The sequence below is a fragment of the Holdemanella hominis genome, assembly GCF_014306155.1.
Taxonomy (GTDB): domain Bacteria; phylum Bacillota_I; class Bacilli_A; order Erysipelotrichales; family Erysipelotrichaceae; genus Holdemanella; species Holdemanella hominis.
On record NZ_JACRWH010000047.1, the window covers coordinates 1 to 16,613 of the forward strand.

Sequence of the window (16,613 nt, forward strand, 5' to 3'; positions counted from 1 at the left end):
TGTAACAAAAAGATAGGAAATGTTCACCCTAAAAGTGTTTAAAGGATATCTCTTTCTCAGAGTTAAAATCCCTATGACTTTTAAAGGTTGATTTATCCCTATCCAGTTTTATATATTCAGAAAAAGTCGGGTTTCCGACTTTTTTAATACTTATTATCTTTTTCATATTGATTTTCAAAGGCATTCTTAAATGTGAGGATGCCTTTTTTTGCATCATAAAATGAAGCAAGTAATTGTACAGTTTCTTTTGTACTCATCTTCGATGTATTGATCATCAATGTATAGTTACGTGGATTTCCCCATTTTTGATTGGTATAGAATTCATAAAATCTAGATCTTTGTGCATCTTTTTCCTGCACAATTTTCTTGGCTTGTTTGGCAGGCACTTGATATTCGTCAATCGACCATTGAATACGTTCTTCTACATCACTGTAACAGAATACAGAAATAACATCCGGATTGTCTTTTAAAATATAATCGGCACATCTTCCTACAATAACAGCATCTTCTCTTTGGGAAATCTTTTGAATAAAATCACTTGCCATATCATAGATTTGTGTATTCACACTTAATTCTGTAATATTTCTAAGTCCTAAAAGGCCTTTAGATTCTATTGTAAATAAGCCATTCGCATCTTGATTCTGGTCTTTAAAAAAGTCAGCGCAGACTCCCATATTTACTGCAATTCTTTCCAAAATTTCTTTATTATAATAACTAATATCTAAATATTCAGCTAATATACGAGCAATCTCCCTTCCATTGGACCCAAACTGCCTCGATATCGTTATAATCACATTCTTTTCCATGCCAATTCCCTCTTTTTCTTATATCATACAATAATATGATAGAATAGTGTAGTGGAGGAAGGTTATGAAAAAAATTATTTTTTTAGATTTAGACGGAACTCTATGGACATTTGAAAAGATTCCTAGTTCTGCTTTAGAAGCGATTGAACTCGCAAGAAAAAACGGGCATAAAATTTATATAAACACAGGTAGAACACGTTGTGAAGTCCCTCAATTTTTATTAGATATGAATTTAGATGGCTATTGTTTCGGGGCTGGCAGTGAAATTATAATTGATAATATACAAGTACTTTTTAAACCATTGAAAAAAAGAGACACTCAATTTATTCAGCACATTGCCAAAGATTCAGGATTCTCTTTAGAGGGAAGCAAAATGACATTTACTAGTGAGAAAAACAGAGAAAGAATGCGCCAATTTAATACAGACAATCGTATGGGAAATCGTTTCTTGGCTTTTCCAGATATTTCAACAATTACCGACGATGATTACAATCAAGTCATGAAAGTCAGCATTCATTTTGACTCACTTTCACAAAGAGAAGAAATATTAAGACAAATCCCTAAACATTTAACATTCACAAACTTCATGCATTTAGGCGGAGAAATCACACATTCAGAATACAATAAAGCTACGGCTATTCAGTTTGTCAAAAACTATTATGAAGAAGAATATGAAACCGTTGCGATGGGTGATTCTGAAAATGATTTACCAATGTTAGAATATGCTGATCTTTCAGTTGCGATGGGAAATGGTGTCAAAGAGGTAAAAGAAAAAGCCGACTATGTCACAGATAAAATTGACAATGACGGCTTATACAAAGCTTTTAAATATTTAAAGCTATTTTAGAATCAGAAATGATTCTTTTTTTATTGTTGTTGTTCCTTCATTACATCTGCGTATTTTCTACGACCTGGATGTAAGTTATCAACATAGTAACGAACTGTTAAAGTTCCAGCAACCTTAGTACGAATCTTAGGCTCTACAATAAAGCCATCTCCTTCTAACATTGCATCTAACATTGCTTTGCAGCAATTTGCTAAATTTTTTACCCCTGGTTCACATTCATTCATAAACTCTTTGGCATTCACTTCGATGTATAACCACATTTTATCATGAGCTTCTTGTTTCATTTCCTGTAAACGAGCAGCATACTGTTCTTGAGTCCATTTTTCCATAATCATGACATCCTTTCTTATATCCTAATCATACATCATTCTAATCAATAACTCAAACTATGGCCTTTATTTATAGTTACATTTGTCATGTTATTTACAAACTGTGCAAAATAAACACAATTGGAATCGTTACCACACACGAAACACTTGTCAAGAAGATAGCTTTACTAGCAAGCGTTGCATCCTCTCCATACATAAATGCATATACACTAGAATTACTTGCCACTGGCATACACATAATGAGTATAAGTGTATTTTCAATCAATGGATCCATGTGAAATAAAGAAAGAGAAAACATATAAAACAAAGGTATTGAACCTCTCATCACTGAAGTGACGAGATTCTTGGAAACAGGTTTCTATCGAAACCTTTCTTACCAAGCTATCCCCGCAGTTCCTGCGGTTGTTTTTGTTTTTTACTTAATTTGCTAATATGCCTTGCATCAATATATTGATGGATGCATTTATGTCTCTATCATGTTCTGCATGACATTTTGGACATTTCCATTCTCTTACTTTTAAATCTTTTGTTCCTTCATTCTTATATCCGCAACAATGACAGGTCTGACTGCTTGCATAGAATGTATCTACTTTCTTGATCACCTTTCCATACCACTCGGCTTTATATTCTAGCTGTGTGGTAAACTTTGACCAGGATACATCCGATATAGACTGGGCTAGATTGTGGTTTTTAAGCATGTTCTCTACTTTTAAGTCTTCGATGCAGATAATGTCATATTCTCTAATGATTCTAGTAGATAGTTTGTTGATAAAATCCATTCTTTGATTCGCTATCTTTTCATGAAGTCTTGCAATTTTGATTCTGTTTTTGATCCAGTTGCGTCCGTCCTTTGTTTTTCGTGACTGCTGCTTCTGTAACTTTTTCAGTTTCTCAATCGACTTCTTCAGATATTTTGGATTCTCTACCTTTTCTCCATTACTCAATATGATAAAATCCTTGATACCTAGATCTATACCTGTTTCATTATATGTTAGTGGAAACAAGACTTCTTCTACATCCGTATAACATAATGAAACGTAATACTTTCCACTTGGTACTTGTGATACCGTTGCACTCAATAGTCTTCCTTTAGGTACTCGTGTTTTCTTTATCTTCACAAGACCAATCTTAGGAAGCTTGACCTTATTTTCATACAGTTCAATATTTCCATTCGTATATTTTGTTGTATACGAATAACGATGTGTCTTCTTCGATTTGAATCTAGGATATTCCGCCTTTTTTCGAAAGAAATTTATATAAGCCGTATCCAGATTCTTTACGCTTGACTGCAGAGCCACAGAATCCACTTCCTTAAGCCATTCATATTCTTTCTTTAAAGAAACCAGATCCTTAGCACATGCCGAATAACTTAATGTGATTCCATCTTTTTCATAGGCATCCCTACGTTTTGCCAGATAATGATTATATACAAAACGAGTGCAGCCAAAAGTCTTGGCCAGCAATATTCTTTGTTCTCTATTTGGATACATACGATACTTGAATGCCTTTTCCATGATGATTTCTCCTTATTGATTCGCTATTTTCTTTTTTGACTTCTTATATACTCTATAATCTGTTCTTCTGTATTTTCAGAAACTGTAGCTACAAAATAAGAAGGATTCCATAGATGTCCACCCCATAACTTGGATCTTAGATCATCCCCAAACTCTTTCATCAAGAGTCTGGCCGATACACCCTTCATAGCTTTTATAATATTTGGAATGTAGTGCTGCGGCGTACAATTGATCAGCATATGGATATGATCCTCATCCATATTCATTTCTAATATTTGAAAATCATTATCCTTTGAAATCTGAGTCAGCAGCTCTTTTAATTTTATTGCGACCTGTCCATTCAAGACATCACGACGATACTTTACACACCATACAATATGATACTGTATGGAATAGACATAGCCTCTTCCTTTAACAACTTCCATACGTTTTTTTCTCATCAATATTATAACATCTGTATATATTTAAAGCACTATATTTATCATTTATTTTTAAATTATTTATCTAACATCTGCGCATCTAATTCATCTCATAACTAAAGTCACGAGTGTTCTTAGATTGCTTTATAAATTGCCAAAGGGCTTTATTTTCTTGAATGTGTAAAACTTCTACAATAACTTTAGAGACAATCCCTGTAAAGATTGTGAAAATTGAAAAAATAATAAGTACATTGAATAATTCATGTCCTGTAAATGGAGATCCATTTTTAACCGAACTAATAATCAAGCCTGGAATCCCGATTTTTAACAAGATATTTGATTCATATACATTTACTTCATCATTAAAGATGTTCTTTTTAGCTCCCACAAAACCAACAATCATAATCAATAATAAAATAGTCATTTGTGTAATAATGGTTGTGATATTCATAATAATCCTCTTCCCTTAAATTAAAAGGACAACAAAGAGTTGTCCTACTTTAGTAACGATAATAAACCTCGGTTTGTTGATTGTCAATTTGGATTGACCATTGTTAGTTGTACCTTTTGTTTCTCCTGATCAATATTGTATACCCATACCGTAACAATATCTCCTACAGAAACAACATCACTTGGATGTTTTACTCGTTTTGTACTCATCTTTGAAACGTGAACTAAACCATCTTCGTGTAGTCCAATATCGACAAAGGCACCAAAGTCAACAACATTACGTACTGTACCTTCTAGCTTATCATTAATATGTAAGTCTTCGATTTCCAATACATCTTTTCTTAGTAATGGCGCATCATATTTATCTCGATAATCTCTAAGTGGCATACAAATCGCATCTAAGATATCCTTCAATGTATAACTATCTAATCCTGTGTCTTGCATCAATTGTTTTGTATCACAATTAGAAATCACGTCTTTTGCCTTTTGTGTTCCCAAATCCGAAGTATCCAGACCTAATTCCTTCAACAATACTTTCGTTGCCTTATACGATTCAGGGTGAATGCTTGTACGATCCAATGGTTCTTTTCCATCTTCAATACGCAAGAATCCAGCTGCTTGTTCAAAGGCTTTTGGACCAATCTTAGGGATCTTTTTAATTTGTGTACGCGATTCAATTTTTCCATTCTCTTCACGATATGACACAATACTTGATGCGCTCGCATTATTTAATCCCGCAACATTTTTAAGTAAAGAAACACTGGCTGTATTGATATTTACACCCACGCGGTTAACCGCTTTTTCAACTACGAAATCCAAACGTTCTTTTAATCTTGCGGTTGGCAAATCATGTTGATATTGACCAACACCAATCGATTGAGGGTCAATCTTGATTAGTTCTGAAAGTGGATCCATCAATCTTCGCGCAATAGAAATGGCACTTCTTTGCTCAACATGTAAGTCTGGGAATTCTTCAATAGCTAATTTAGAAGCACTATATACGCTAGCACCTGCTTCAGAAACAATGGTATAAGATACTGGTAAATTAAATTTTTTGATTGTATTCGCAACGAAAGCTTCACTTTCTCGACTTGCCGTACCATTGCCAATCGCAATTAAATTCACATGATATTCTTTACATAATTGAACTAATTTTTGTTCAGACTCTCTTACTTTCGCATTTGGCTGATGTGGATAAATCACATCGACAGTTAATTTTTTACCCGATGCATCAATAACAGCCAATTTACATCCAGTTCTAAAGGCAGGATCAAAGCCTAGAATCACTTTATCTTTCATGGGTGGTTGAAGTAAAAGTTTTTCTAAGTTCATAGAGAATACATCAATACTTGATTCATGTGCCTTTTCACTTAAAGCTGAACGAACCATTCTTTCAATGGAAGGATAGGCAAGTCTTTTTAAGCCATCTAAAATGGCAGCACGAACATACTCACTTGTACCACTGTTAGTAAAGCGAATAAATCTTCGACATACCCAATTTTCGATATATTCTTCGTTAAAGGAAATCGAAACATTTAATACTTTTTCTTTTTCACCACGATCAATAGCCATAACTCGATGCGGTGCTAATGTATTCACTCTTTCTGAATAGTCATAATACATCTTATAGACTTTATGATCATCTTCATGATCTTTCTTTTCGCTTGCAACAATACGACCAAAATTTGTCATTGAATCCAATATTTTATTGCGCACATCCACATCATCACTCACTTTTTCGGCAATGATATCGCATGCACCTTGAATAGCAGCTTCACGATCTTTTACGTTTTCATTAATGTAGGCATCTAATTCTGTTTCTTTAAAATAACGAGGAAAAGACATAAAAGTATCGGCTAGTGGCTGTAGACCATTGGCAATCGCAACACTTGCACGCGTCTTTTTCTTTTGTTTGTAAGGACGATAAATATCTTCTACCTGTGATAATTTTGTACATGCGTTGACATTCTTTATAATTTCATCATCCAATTTCCCTAATGTTTCAATACGAGCTAAGACTTCTTCCTTACGCTTAGCTAAATTCACTTGATACGCATAATTTTCTTGAATGACACGAATTTGTTCTTCGTCCAAACCTTTTGTACGCTCTTTACGATAACGTGCAATAAAAGGAACTGTAGCTCCTTCTTCTAATAATTCCAATGTATTCTTAACTTGAGAAATCGCAATATTCAGCTCTTTCGCAATTAAGGAAATTATATTTTCATCCATAGTAAAACCTCATTTCAACTCTATTATTATACCAAAGATTGAAATACATTATTTAAAGATTTTCTATCAAAAATGGAACTGCGTAAATAGGCTTTAACTCCAACATCCCATCTTTCGAAAAATCTTTCTGTGAAAACAAGAATCTTCGTCCTACTTCATGCGAATATTTCTTGCAGAATTCATCCATTGAAATATGACTCTTTGTTGCAGATGATTTTACTTCAATTGGAATGATTTTATTTTTTGAACGTATTAAAAAATCAATTTCATTACTATGAGTACTATTCTCTTTTCTCCATGAATGATAGTATAAATTATTGCCACTATTTACAATGATTTGTGCGATTGCATTCTCATACATATAGCCTAAATCGGCTGATAACTTATCACTCAACAATTTTTTATAAATATCTGAAGATAATCCTTTCCCACCATCAAATATCATCGTTGTAAACAATCCAATATCAGAAATATACAATTTAAAAGTTTCTGGATCTCTTGTTTGTGCTAAAGCAATACTAGGTTGTGCAACATTGTAACATGGCAAAACTATTTTGGAATCAATTAAATCAAATAAACGTTCCTCATCTTTAATTTGTCTTCGGCTTTTAGTTGCTTCTGATATTTTAAATCTATTTCTCTTCAATGCTAATTGACTAGGTATTGATGCATAAATATCAGATAATCTACCAGAAGGATCTATTTTTTTTAAATCATCTTCATATAAAGAAATAATATCTAATTTTTCTTTATCTACTGCATCAAGATTATTCGTTTGTAGGTAAGTAGAAACGACTTGAGGCATCCCCCCAACAGCCATATAAATACGAAAATCGCGCATTAACTTACGGTTTGTCATATCACCTATAGCAACATTCTTTTCAACTAAAGTTCTTATACTATCCGTACTTTTTTCCAATGCCCAATTAAATTCCTCATAATCCATCGGAAACACATTAATTTTATGTTCTTCAGAAGGAATTAATATATCTTGTACATTTTTCTTAATTGATATCAGTGACCCCGTCTCAATATAATGATACCTTGCATCTTTTACTAGATGTTTAATAGCTTGTCTAGCCTTTGGAAAAAATTGTACTTCGTCAAAAATAATGGCAGATTTAGATACTATCAAATTAATACCTGTCACTGTTTGTAATCGCAAGAAGAATATATCCAAATCCGAAATATCATTGAATACTTCTAACAATTCTGTAGATATATTAGAAAAATCTATAAATATAAAACTTTCATATTCATTTTTTGCAAATTCCAAAGCAATTGTGCTCTTACCTACACGCCTAGCTCCCTCTAATAAACAAGCTGACCGATCTGCATATTTTTCTTTCCATTCCAACAATTCATTATATACTTTCCGCTTAAACATATATCCTCCAGTCATGAAACAACATTATTTCAATATCACATTAACAGAAAAACGTCATTATTTCAATATTTTATTCCGTCTAAAACGTCATTATTTCAATATTTTATTTAATATAAAACGACATTATTTCAATATTTTAGAAATAAATATAATAATATCTGATGTCTCATCCTTTAAAGGATTTTGAAGTTGCAGAATAAATGATAAAGAACGATTAATATACAAAATTGATGAAGGAGCTATATATAGGCACCATTATACAGCCCACTAAAGAAGTGAATTTTCACTTCTTTTTTTTGACCACTTAGCCTTCTATTTTTACCACTTACTTTTCAAGACTATACTTTTAAAATTCCTTGTGGAATAATAAAGCCATGAAAGTAAGACTAGAAATTGATGATTCACTAAAAGAAGATGAAATTGTCATACGTACAAAAGAATATACTGAGGAATTGAAACAATTGATTTCAAATTTTAAATCAAAGCCGAGTATACAATTCTTTAAACAAGATACGGAGTATTATCTAGATTTAGATGCGATCTTATTCTTTGAGAGTGATAATGGAACAGTCTATGCGCATACTGTCAGCGATATGTTTTCTACAACACAGAAGTTGTATGAATTAGAAAATATATTACCAAATTTCTTTTTAAGAATCTCTAAATCTACAATTGTGAATATACAGAGAATTTACTCTCTGTCTCATTCCGTATCGAGTCATCTCATTACTTTTCAAAATAGTCATAAACAAGTCTATGTATCAAGAATGTACTACAAAGTATTAAAAGAAAGAAGGAATCATTTATGAAAAGAAATTGGTTTTGGGGCATAATTTGTATTCTAGGTGCCATATTAATTTTTGGAAACTTATTTGGTTTTCTACCATTTACATTCAGTCTATGGAAAATCATTGGAACTCTTATCTGTCTATCCGTTATTATCGACGGAATCAAAGAAAGAAGCTTCTACAGCCCCTTATTTGGGATTGCGATTATTTTCTATTTATTCAAAGAAGATCTAGGCTTTGAAGATATTTCTTTATGGCTTCTATTATTAGCTACTTGGCTATTAGCTTGGGGACTTACAAGCATTATTCATCCAAAAAAAAGACATATTGAAATAGAAGATATTGAATATTCAACAAATTCTATCATCAATATTACTTCTAGTTTTGGCGAAAAAGTTCAATATATTCAAACCAATGATTTACAATATGTGACCATTGACTCTAAATTTTCAGGATTGAAACTCTATTTTGATCAGGCTACCATTCAAAATCAAGCTACCATTGAAGTGGATGGAAATTTTACAGGTATTGAACTCTATGTACCTAAAGAATGGAGTGTACAAAGTCGTGTTCGTGCCTTCTTTGGTGGAGTTGATGAAAAAGGACAGCCATCATCTAGTGGCTATCCTACATTAAATATCACAGGGCGTGTTCATTTTGGTGGAATTGAAATTCATTATATCTAAGAAAGGCAATTAATGTCTTTCTTTTTTATATTCCGCATCATTTTTTGCGAGAAGATACAAACAATATTGATTCATACTAATGCCTTCTTCTTTGGCATGCATGGATAAGAATCTATGAATCCTTTTGGGTATTCTTAATTTAAGTTGTCCTGAATACGATTGTAGATCACTAGGAAGCGAAATCTCTTTCCCATCTTCCTAAATTCCATGTTTCTTTTGCGTCTTTGGCAAGTTCTAATAAGTCATCTAATGAATCTGAACATGTCATACATCCAGGTTTTACAAATGAGCAACGACTCGAACCACCTTTAGGTTGTTTGATCTCATATCCATATTCTTTCATTACTTTAACTATATCTTCAAAATGAATATCATGATCCAATTTAACAACTTATCCCAAGAAGATATCTTTTCACCTGGTATTTGGTGTCAATCATATTTTTAATGATCTCTACCTTAGATGTATATGAAAAAGATATTAAAAGTCAAAAAAAAAGAAGTCGTGAAACTTCTAATTCAACACATTTTCTTTTGAACCATACGCATTGCACTGATCCACAATGGAATCAATACCAGTGTAGCTGCAACCCATGCTGCTTGATCGGCCCATGTGATCGCATTATATTTAAAAACTGGCACAAAACATAATGCCACAATGCAGCGTGCAATCATTTCTACAAAGCCTGCAAGCATAGCTCGAGCAGAATAGCCAAGGCCTTGAACGGACATTCTTGTTGTGATCAAAATTCCTAGTACAGGATAGAAATAGCCCATTCTTCTTAAATATAACGCACTCGCATCTAACACTTGTGATTCATTGGCGCTCACAAACATCATGCTTAAAATTCTTCCAAAGAAAACCATTACGACACAGGCGAATGCACCATATAAAATACTCACCATTACACCTTTATGATATCCATCATGGATTCGTTCTAACTTGCAAGCTCCATAGTTTTGGGAAAGGAATGTAGAAACAGCTGCACCTAATGCATCAAATGGACACATCATCAACGATTTAATGCGCATACCTGCCGTAAAACCAGAAACATAAATGGTTCCCAAAGCATTGTTAGCCGACTGCATGACCATAGAACCTATGGCTGTAATCGAAAACTGTAAACCCATAGGAACGCCCATGGCAAGTAGTTTTAGAGAATGTTGCTTATCCACATAACGACTTGATTTAGGTATATGTAAAACATTGACCTTAAACGCAATTAATAAGAAACACAAAATGCCACTTACGGCTTGCGCAAAAATGGTTGCGATGGCAGCTCCTGCACATCCCCATTTCAAAACAAGAATGCAGAAAAAATCAAGGCCAATATTTAAAACAGCGGAAAAAGCTAAAAAGAAAAAGGGTGTTTTTGAATCTCCAATAGCTCTTAATATAGCCGATAAATAATTATAGAGTAATGTAAATGGTATCCCTGCAAATATGACAACTAAATAGGCATAGGCATCTTTAAAGATTTCATCATTGACTTGTAAAATGTGAAGAATGTCTGCACAAAATACAACGACTAAGATGGATACCACAAAAGCTGTAATGGCTGTCCATGCAGCTCCTGCATAAATATAAGTATGCATTTCATCGAGTCTTTTTGCGCCGAAACTTTGCGAAACCATAATCGAAAAGCCTTGGCATATTCCCATACAAAATCCTAGAATCAAAAACTGCACACTACTGCTTGCGCCTACGGCTGCCAATGCATAAGACCCTAGTGTTTGCCCAACAATAGCCGCATCAACAACGTTATAAAATTGTTGAAATAAATTTCCTAATAATAATGGAATACTAAAATTCAAAATGAGTTTTAAAGTATTCCCCTCAATCATACTCTTTTGCATATTCCCTTTTTTAAACCTCATCAAAAAAGAAGTCATTTTATTGACTTCTTACCAAGCTAATACTTCAATTCCTTTTTCTGTAACTAGAATTGTGTTTTCCCATTGTGCCGATAACTTTCCATCTTTTGTGTAAGATGTCCATCCATTATCTTTATCAATGTATAAATCACGCGTTCCTTGATTGATCATAGGCTCAATAGTGAAGACCATACCTGGTGCAATAACCATACCTGTATTACGAATTCCTACATGATGTACATATGGATCTTCATGGAAAGCATTACCAACACCGTGTCCACAAAAATCAACAACAACACTGTAACCATTTTTGTGTGCATGTTCTTGAATAGCAGCACCAATATCTCCAATGTATCCCCAAGGACGTACGGCTTCTTTACCAATTTCTAAGCATTCTTTAGTCACTTCAACTAAGCGTTTTGCCTCTTCACTTACATGACCAATACAGAACATTCTAGATGCATCCGCAAAGTGTTTATGTACAATGGTAGTACAGTCTACATTTATAATATCGCCATCTTTTAATACGACTTTTTCGCTTGGAATACCATGACAAATTTCATTATTAATAGATGTGCAAACACTCTTAGGGAACCCTTCATAACCTAGACATGCAGGAATCCCACCATGACTTGTTGTATAATCATATACTAATTTATCAATATCTTCTGTCGTCATACCTGCACAGATTTTTTCTCCAACTAAATCAAGAACTGCATTATTGATTTTAGCCGCTTTCTTGATCCATTTAATATCTTCTTCCGACTTGATTAAATTATGACTAGGAACAATTTTTCCTTGTAGTTTTAATACATTAATTGTATTGTCCCATTCTTCATGACAATGTTTATATTTTTTACCAGAACCACACCAACATGGACTATTCTTACCAATCATCTTGATCCTTCTTTCTATATATTCGTTAGACACAACTTATTATACACGAAAACAAGAAAAAAAGCTTCCGATTGATTCAGAAGCTTCTAAATGCATTATTCACCAAAATAACGTTTTAATAATCCAGCAAATGCCTTACCATGACGAGCTTCATCACGAGCCATTTCGTGTACTGTATCATGAATTGCATCTAAGTTTGCCTTTTTAGCACGAGTAGCTAAATCAACTTTACCTGCAGTCGCACCATTTTCAGCTTCTACACGCATTTCAAGATTTCTCTTAGTTGAATCTGTAACAACTTCGCCTAATAATTCAGCAAATTTTGCAGCATGTTCTGCTTCTTCCCAAGCTGCCTTTTCATAATACAATCCAACTTCTGGATATCCTTCTCTGTGAGCAACTCTAGCCATTGCCAAGTACATACCTACTTCTGAGCATTCACCTTCGAAGTTAGCACGTAAATCGTTTTTAATGTCTTCATCAACATCTTTTGCGACTCCTACCACGTGTTCAGCAGCCCAAGTCATTTCGTCTTCTACTGGAACAAATTTTTCTTTTGGTTGTTTACAAGTTGGACATTTCCAATCTGCAGGAAGATCCGCGAATTTTACGCCTTCTTTTTCCTCGTCATAAATGTGTCCACAAATTAAGCATCTATATTTCATAAATAATCCTCCTCTTGAAATATACTATTTCCTTTTATGTATATAATATCGCATATTCATTTCAATATTTCAAATGTATTGCTCATCAATTTTTAAATTATAATTCAATCGTCAACATACGATCTTTTCCTGACATATCTTTATGTACAGTAATCGTTGCAGATTCAAAATATTCACGAGCTAGATTCGATAAAGATTCACCTTGATCCCATCCCATTTCAAAGGCAAGGAAGGCTTTTTCATTCAATACTAAATGTGCTTTTTCAAATACATCACGATAGAATTTTAATCCGTCTTCTCCACCAAATAGAGCTACGTGTGGTTCATAGTCCACAACGCTTTGTTCCATCTTCTCTTCACTTGGAATATATGGTGGATTGCAAACTAGAATATCGCAATGTAAATCACGATCTACAAATGGATCTAACATGCTTCCACAAATAAAGTTTACATGAGCATCCAACTTTTCATTATTCTTTTGTGCAACCACTAAAGCTTCTTTTGAAATATCCGATGCGATCACATCCATTCTAGGTTCTTCTAGATTTAAAGTGATACCAATTGCACCTGATCCTGTTGCCACATCAAATACATTGACATGATCTTTATCGGCAAAATAATCATCAAACTTAGATAATACAAGTCCTACAAGTTCTTCTGTTTCAGGTCTAGGAATTAAAACATCTTCATTCACAATAAAGTCATAGCCATAGAAACATTCATACCCTAATACATAGCCTAATGGTTCTCCATTTTCCATTAAATGAATTCCTTCTAAATAATCCGTTTGAATTTGTTCATCCGCCTCTTCATCCATAGAAATATATAGATTTACATTTTTTTGACGACATAACTCTACCATGAAAAGTTGAGCTGCCTGTTCACCTTGACCAGCCTTATAAAGACGTTCTTTACCTTCATTGATCAATGAATGATATGTACTCATTATTCTTTTTCTCCAGCAATTTTTGCCTGTTGATCTGCAAGCTGTAATGCAGCCATTAAATCATCTAAACGACCATCCATAATACGGTCTAACTGATTGACTGTATATCCAATACGGTGATCTGTCACACGGTTTTGAGGATAGTTATATGTACGGATCTTTTCTGCACGATCTCCAGTACCAATCTTTGTACGACGTTCTTTGTCGTTCTTTTGATCCAATTCACGTTGTCTTTCTTCATATACACGAGCACGAATTGTCATTAAAGCTGTTGCACGGTTTTCATGTTGACTACGACCATCCTGACACTTAACTACAATACCTGTTGGTTTGTGAACGATACGTACAGCTGAATCGGTTTTATTAACGTGCTGTCCTCCAGCTCCACTTGAACGCATTGTTTCAATTTCCAAGTCGTTCATATCAATATCAAAGTCTTCTGCCTCTACTTCTGGCATACACAATACTGTTGCAGTAGAAGTATGAATACGACCTTGTGATTCTGTCTTTGGCACACGTTGCACACGGTGAGAACCAGATTCAAATTTTAAAGTTCCATAAGCCCCTTCTCCATTGACTTTAAATGAAACCAATGAGAATCCTCCAGCTTCACTATCTTCCATTTCAATGACTTCTGTTCTCCAACCTTTTGCCTCTGCATATTTTGAATACATTCTAAATAAGTCTCCGGCAAAGATATTTCCTTCGTCTCCACCAGCTGCTCCACGAATTTCTAAAATCGCATTATGAGAATCGTTAGGATCTTTTGGTACTAAAAGCAATTCTAAACGGTCTAAATAATTTTGGATTTTTGGTTCTAATTCTTCCAATTCCATTTGTGCCATTTCACGAATTTCTTTATCTTCCTCTTTTGAAAGAACTTTTGCCTCTTCTAATTCATCAACTGCTTTTTTATATTCTTCGTATGTTTCTACAATAGGTGTCAACTCATTTTGTTCACGCCCCAATTTTGCCATTGTCTTACGATCTGATACAACATCACTTTGCATCATCAAATCATTGATTTCACAATAACGCTCAGCCATTTTTTCTAAACGCTCATCCATTTTTGCCATAAATATACATCCTTTCTCTATAATTTTTATATCTTGAGTGTTTTACCACTTAAAAAACGCTTTATTTTAGCGATATACCCCATCTATTTTAATATAAAGAACAAGTATTGTCGATGGAAATTGTCCTATTACGCAATTTTTGAAAATAAGAGTATAATATGAGTATGAAACAGAAAAGAAAAGTTAAAAAAATACCAGTTGTGTTTATTCTTACTTTACTCATTTTCGTATTTATAGTTATTCCCTTCACCATTTTAAAAATCACTGAAGACGGACAATACTACGTAGAAGATTTAAATACAAGTGAAGTACAAGCTTCCTATAAGCATTACATCTTCGCATCTTTTAAGATGGATACAATCGATTCTAAGTATGCGTGCATAAAAGATGAAAACGGAAAAATTTTACGACTTCAATCTGGCATTGTTAATTTAAAGACGAAAGACATAACTGAAAATACAGAATACACAACAGATACAGGTGAAACTGGATATGTGAATGGAAGTTATGGTGCAGATGCTCAATATTTAGGAACCAGCTTTAACGGAAAGAAGGTTCACTTTAAAATAAGCGGCATACAAGCATGGGCAGACATCAACAATGTTGAATTGTACTTATATGACGATTCTTATACTTTATCCACATATTATGTTTATAACGGTTCCCTCATTCATACGATTTCTACAGATCTTGTTCAAGGAAATGCGAATTCTATTGCGATTGGTCCTGCCCCAAAATTTTTAAAAGAAGGTACTGCCTATTATTCATATGATGGTCACTATTTTTATACGAGCTATAAAAACTTAGTTGATGATAAAAAGGTCAATAAAAATCCATACTATAACTATTATCAATATGTTCCACACAGAACCACGTCGTATTTGAATCATGCGGTTTATAATACGTATGTCAACGATGAATCCGCACTCTATAATCAAGCCGATGTATTTTTTAATATACAAGCTAAATACACAATCAACGCATCTATGATGTATGCGCTTGCCCTAAATGAGAGTGGTCTAGGACTTAGTCAGTATGCGCTTGAATATCATAATTTATTCGGTCATGCAGCCATTGATGAAAATCCAGATAACGCAAATCAATACAAATCAATAGCAGATTGTGTAAAACAACATGCCTACAATTTCTTGCAGCAAGGTTATCTAAATCCTGAAGATTCAAGATATTACGGTTCGTGGTTTGGGGATAAGGCAAGTGGCATCAACGTGAACTATGCTTCTGATCCGTACTGGGGAGAAAAAGCGGCTAGTTTCTATTATCAATTGGATGAAGATGGTATTGACCAAAAAAAGAATCCAATCAAAACAATACAACTATCTAAGGACTTAAAGGTATATGCACCAAACAAAAAAGATGTTATTTATACTCATAAAAAAGGAAGTATTGTATCGATTCATATATTAAAAGATAAGTATGGGTACTATAAAATATCAAGTGAAGCACCTGTTAAAGATAATCATTTGAATATAAATGCTAAATATAAGAATAGCTATGCATATATCAAGAAATCGGATTTCAAATAAAAGAAACCATTCTAGTGTTGGCGTCTAGAATGGTTCCTTTTTGTTTATTATTATTTTTTTAGGAGAGAGATATGAATATTGGTTTATTTCTATATTCATTGCCTTATCTTTAAGGCACTTATAGAATATCATCCCATGTTGTCATAATTTTAGTA

At 33.6% G+C, this 16,613-nt stretch carries 19 protein-coding genes; 4 read left to right on the plus strand and 15 right to left on the minus strand.

The features are described 5' to 3' along the window. Window positions 1-143: 143 nt before the first annotated feature. Complete coding sequence (locus H8911_RS09510; protein ID WP_186999481.1) at window positions 144-806, minus strand: cytidylate kinase-like family protein; 663 nt, start codon at window positions 804-806, stop codon at window positions 144-146. Window positions 807-870: 64 nt separating this feature from the next. Here H8911_RS09510 and H8911_RS09515 point away from each other — a divergent pair, with 64 nt between their 5' ends. Beyond that, a complete protein-coding gene (locus H8911_RS09515; RefSeq protein WP_117926030.1) occupies window positions 871-1,653 on the plus strand; it encodes a Cof-type HAD-IIB family hydrolase in 783 nt (260 codons plus the stop codon). A 20-nt stretch (window positions 1,654-1,673) separates the two neighbouring features. Here H8911_RS09515 and H8911_RS09520 read toward each other — a convergent pair whose 3' ends face one another. The 7 genes from H8911_RS09520 to H8911_RS09550 all read right to left on the minus strand — a co-directional run bounded on the left by H8911_RS09520 (window position 1,674) and on the right by H8911_RS09550 (window position 7,999). Further along, window positions 1,674-1,982 carry a hypothetical protein gene (locus H8911_RS09520; protein ID WP_118012629.1) on the minus strand — a complete coding sequence of 103 codons (309 nt, stop codon included), beginning with the start codon at window positions 1,980-1,982 and terminating at the stop codon, window positions 1,674-1,676. Between the two features lie 94 nt (window positions 1,983-2,076). Then, entirely contained in the window at window positions 2,077-2,307 is a 231-nt protein-coding gene (locus H8911_RS09525) for an AEC family transporter (protein ID WP_186999482.1), read from the minus strand. A 94-nt stretch (window positions 2,308-2,401) separates the two neighbouring features. Beyond that, entirely contained in the window at window positions 2,402-3,496 is a 1,095-nt protein-coding gene (tnpB, locus tag H8911_RS09530) for an IS200/IS605 family element RNA-guided endonuclease TnpB (protein ID WP_186999483.1), read from the minus strand. A 23-nt stretch (window positions 3,497-3,519) separates the two neighbouring features. Next, on the minus strand, window positions 3,520-3,921 hold the full coding sequence (gene tnpA, locus H8911_RS09535; RefSeq protein ID WP_186999484.1) for an IS200/IS605 family transposase: 402 nt from the start codon (window positions 3,919-3,921) through the stop codon (window positions 3,520-3,522). 94 nt (window positions 3,922-4,015) lie between these two features. Further along, complete coding sequence (locus tag H8911_RS09540; protein WP_186999485.1) at window positions 4,016-4,366, minus strand: hypothetical protein; 351 nt, start codon at window positions 4,364-4,366, stop codon at window positions 4,016-4,018. 83 nt (window positions 4,367-4,449) lie between these two features. Further along, entirely contained in the window at window positions 4,450-6,597 is a 2,148-nt protein-coding gene (locus tag H8911_RS09545; RefSeq protein ID WP_186999486.1) for a Tex family protein, read from the minus strand. Between the two features lie 52 nt (window positions 6,598-6,649). After that, entirely contained in the window at window positions 6,650-7,999 is a 1,350-nt protein-coding gene (locus tag H8911_RS09550; RefSeq protein ID WP_186999487.1) for an ATP-binding protein, read from the minus strand. Window positions 8,000-8,358: 359 nt separating this feature from the next. Between H8911_RS09550 and H8911_RS09555 the strand changes: the two genes are divergently transcribed. Together H8911_RS09555 and H8911_RS09560 are read left to right on the plus strand one after the other, a co-directional pair. Then, window positions 8,359-8,793: a LytTR family DNA-binding domain-containing protein gene (locus tag H8911_RS09555; RefSeq protein WP_186999488.1), complete on the plus strand. Its 435-nt coding sequence runs from the start codon at window positions 8,359-8,361 to the stop codon at window positions 8,791-8,793. Then, on the plus strand, window positions 8,790-9,458 hold the full coding sequence (locus H8911_RS09560; RefSeq protein ID WP_186999489.1) for a LiaF transmembrane domain-containing protein: 669 nt from the start codon (window positions 8,790-8,792) through the stop codon (window positions 9,456-9,458). The genes H8911_RS09555 and H8911_RS09560 overlap by 4 nt, the downstream gene beginning before the upstream one ends. 9 nt (window positions 9,459-9,467) lie before the next feature. Here the strand turns inward: H8911_RS09560 and H8911_RS12950 are convergent, their stop codons facing one another. From H8911_RS12950 to prfA, 7 genes are all read right to left on the minus strand, one after another. Further along, a complete protein-coding gene (locus tag H8911_RS12950) occupies window positions 9,468-9,641 on the minus strand; it encodes a toxin-antitoxin system HicB family antitoxin (RefSeq protein WP_353939411.1) in 174 nt (57 codons plus the stop codon). Next, window positions 9,628-9,801, minus strand: coding sequence for a type II toxin-antitoxin system HicB family antitoxin (locus H8911_RS12525; RefSeq protein ID WP_222621007.1), 174 nt, complete (start codon window positions 9,799-9,801; stop codon window positions 9,628-9,630). Before H8911_RS12525 ends, H8911_RS12950 begins: the two co-directional genes overlap by 14 nt. Before the next feature lie 173 nt (window positions 9,802-9,974). Further along, window positions 9,975-11,312, minus strand: coding sequence for an MATE family efflux transporter (locus H8911_RS09570; protein WP_255466349.1), 1,338 nt, complete (start codon window positions 11,310-11,312; stop codon window positions 9,975-9,977). Window positions 11,313-11,360: 48 nt separating this feature from the next. Beyond that, window positions 11,361-12,227, minus strand: a complete 867-nt coding sequence (locus H8911_RS09575) for a methionyl aminopeptidase (protein ID WP_117926505.1) — start codon at window positions 12,225-12,227, stop codon at window positions 11,361-11,363. 95 nt (window positions 12,228-12,322) lie between these two features. Further along, window positions 12,323-12,892 (minus strand): ferritin family protein, encoded by a 570-nt coding sequence (locus H8911_RS09580; RefSeq protein WP_003866202.1) that lies wholly within the window; start codon window positions 12,890-12,892, stop codon window positions 12,323-12,325. 97 nt (window positions 12,893-12,989) lie between these two features. Next, window positions 12,990-13,838 carry a peptide chain release factor N(5)-glutamine methyltransferase gene (gene prmC, locus H8911_RS09585; protein ID WP_186999490.1) on the minus strand — a complete coding sequence of 283 codons (849 nt, stop codon included), beginning with the start codon at window positions 13,836-13,838 and terminating at the stop codon, window positions 12,990-12,992. Then, the gene (prfA, locus tag H8911_RS09590) at window positions 13,838-14,914 is read right to left on the minus strand and encodes a peptide chain release factor 1 (protein ID WP_117926507.1); all 1,077 of its coding nucleotides are present in this window, start codon (window positions 14,912-14,914) and stop codon (window positions 13,838-13,840) included. Before prfA ends, prmC begins: the two co-directional genes overlap by 1 nt. 164 nt (window positions 14,915-15,078) lie before the next feature. Here prfA and H8911_RS09595 point away from each other — a divergent pair, with 164 nt between their 5' ends. After that, the gene (locus H8911_RS09595; protein ID WP_186999491.1) at window positions 15,079-16,458 is read left to right on the plus strand and encodes a glucosaminidase domain-containing protein; all 1,380 of its coding nucleotides are present in this window, start codon (window positions 15,079-15,081) and stop codon (window positions 16,456-16,458) included. Window positions 16,459-16,613: the final 155 nt, after the last annotated feature.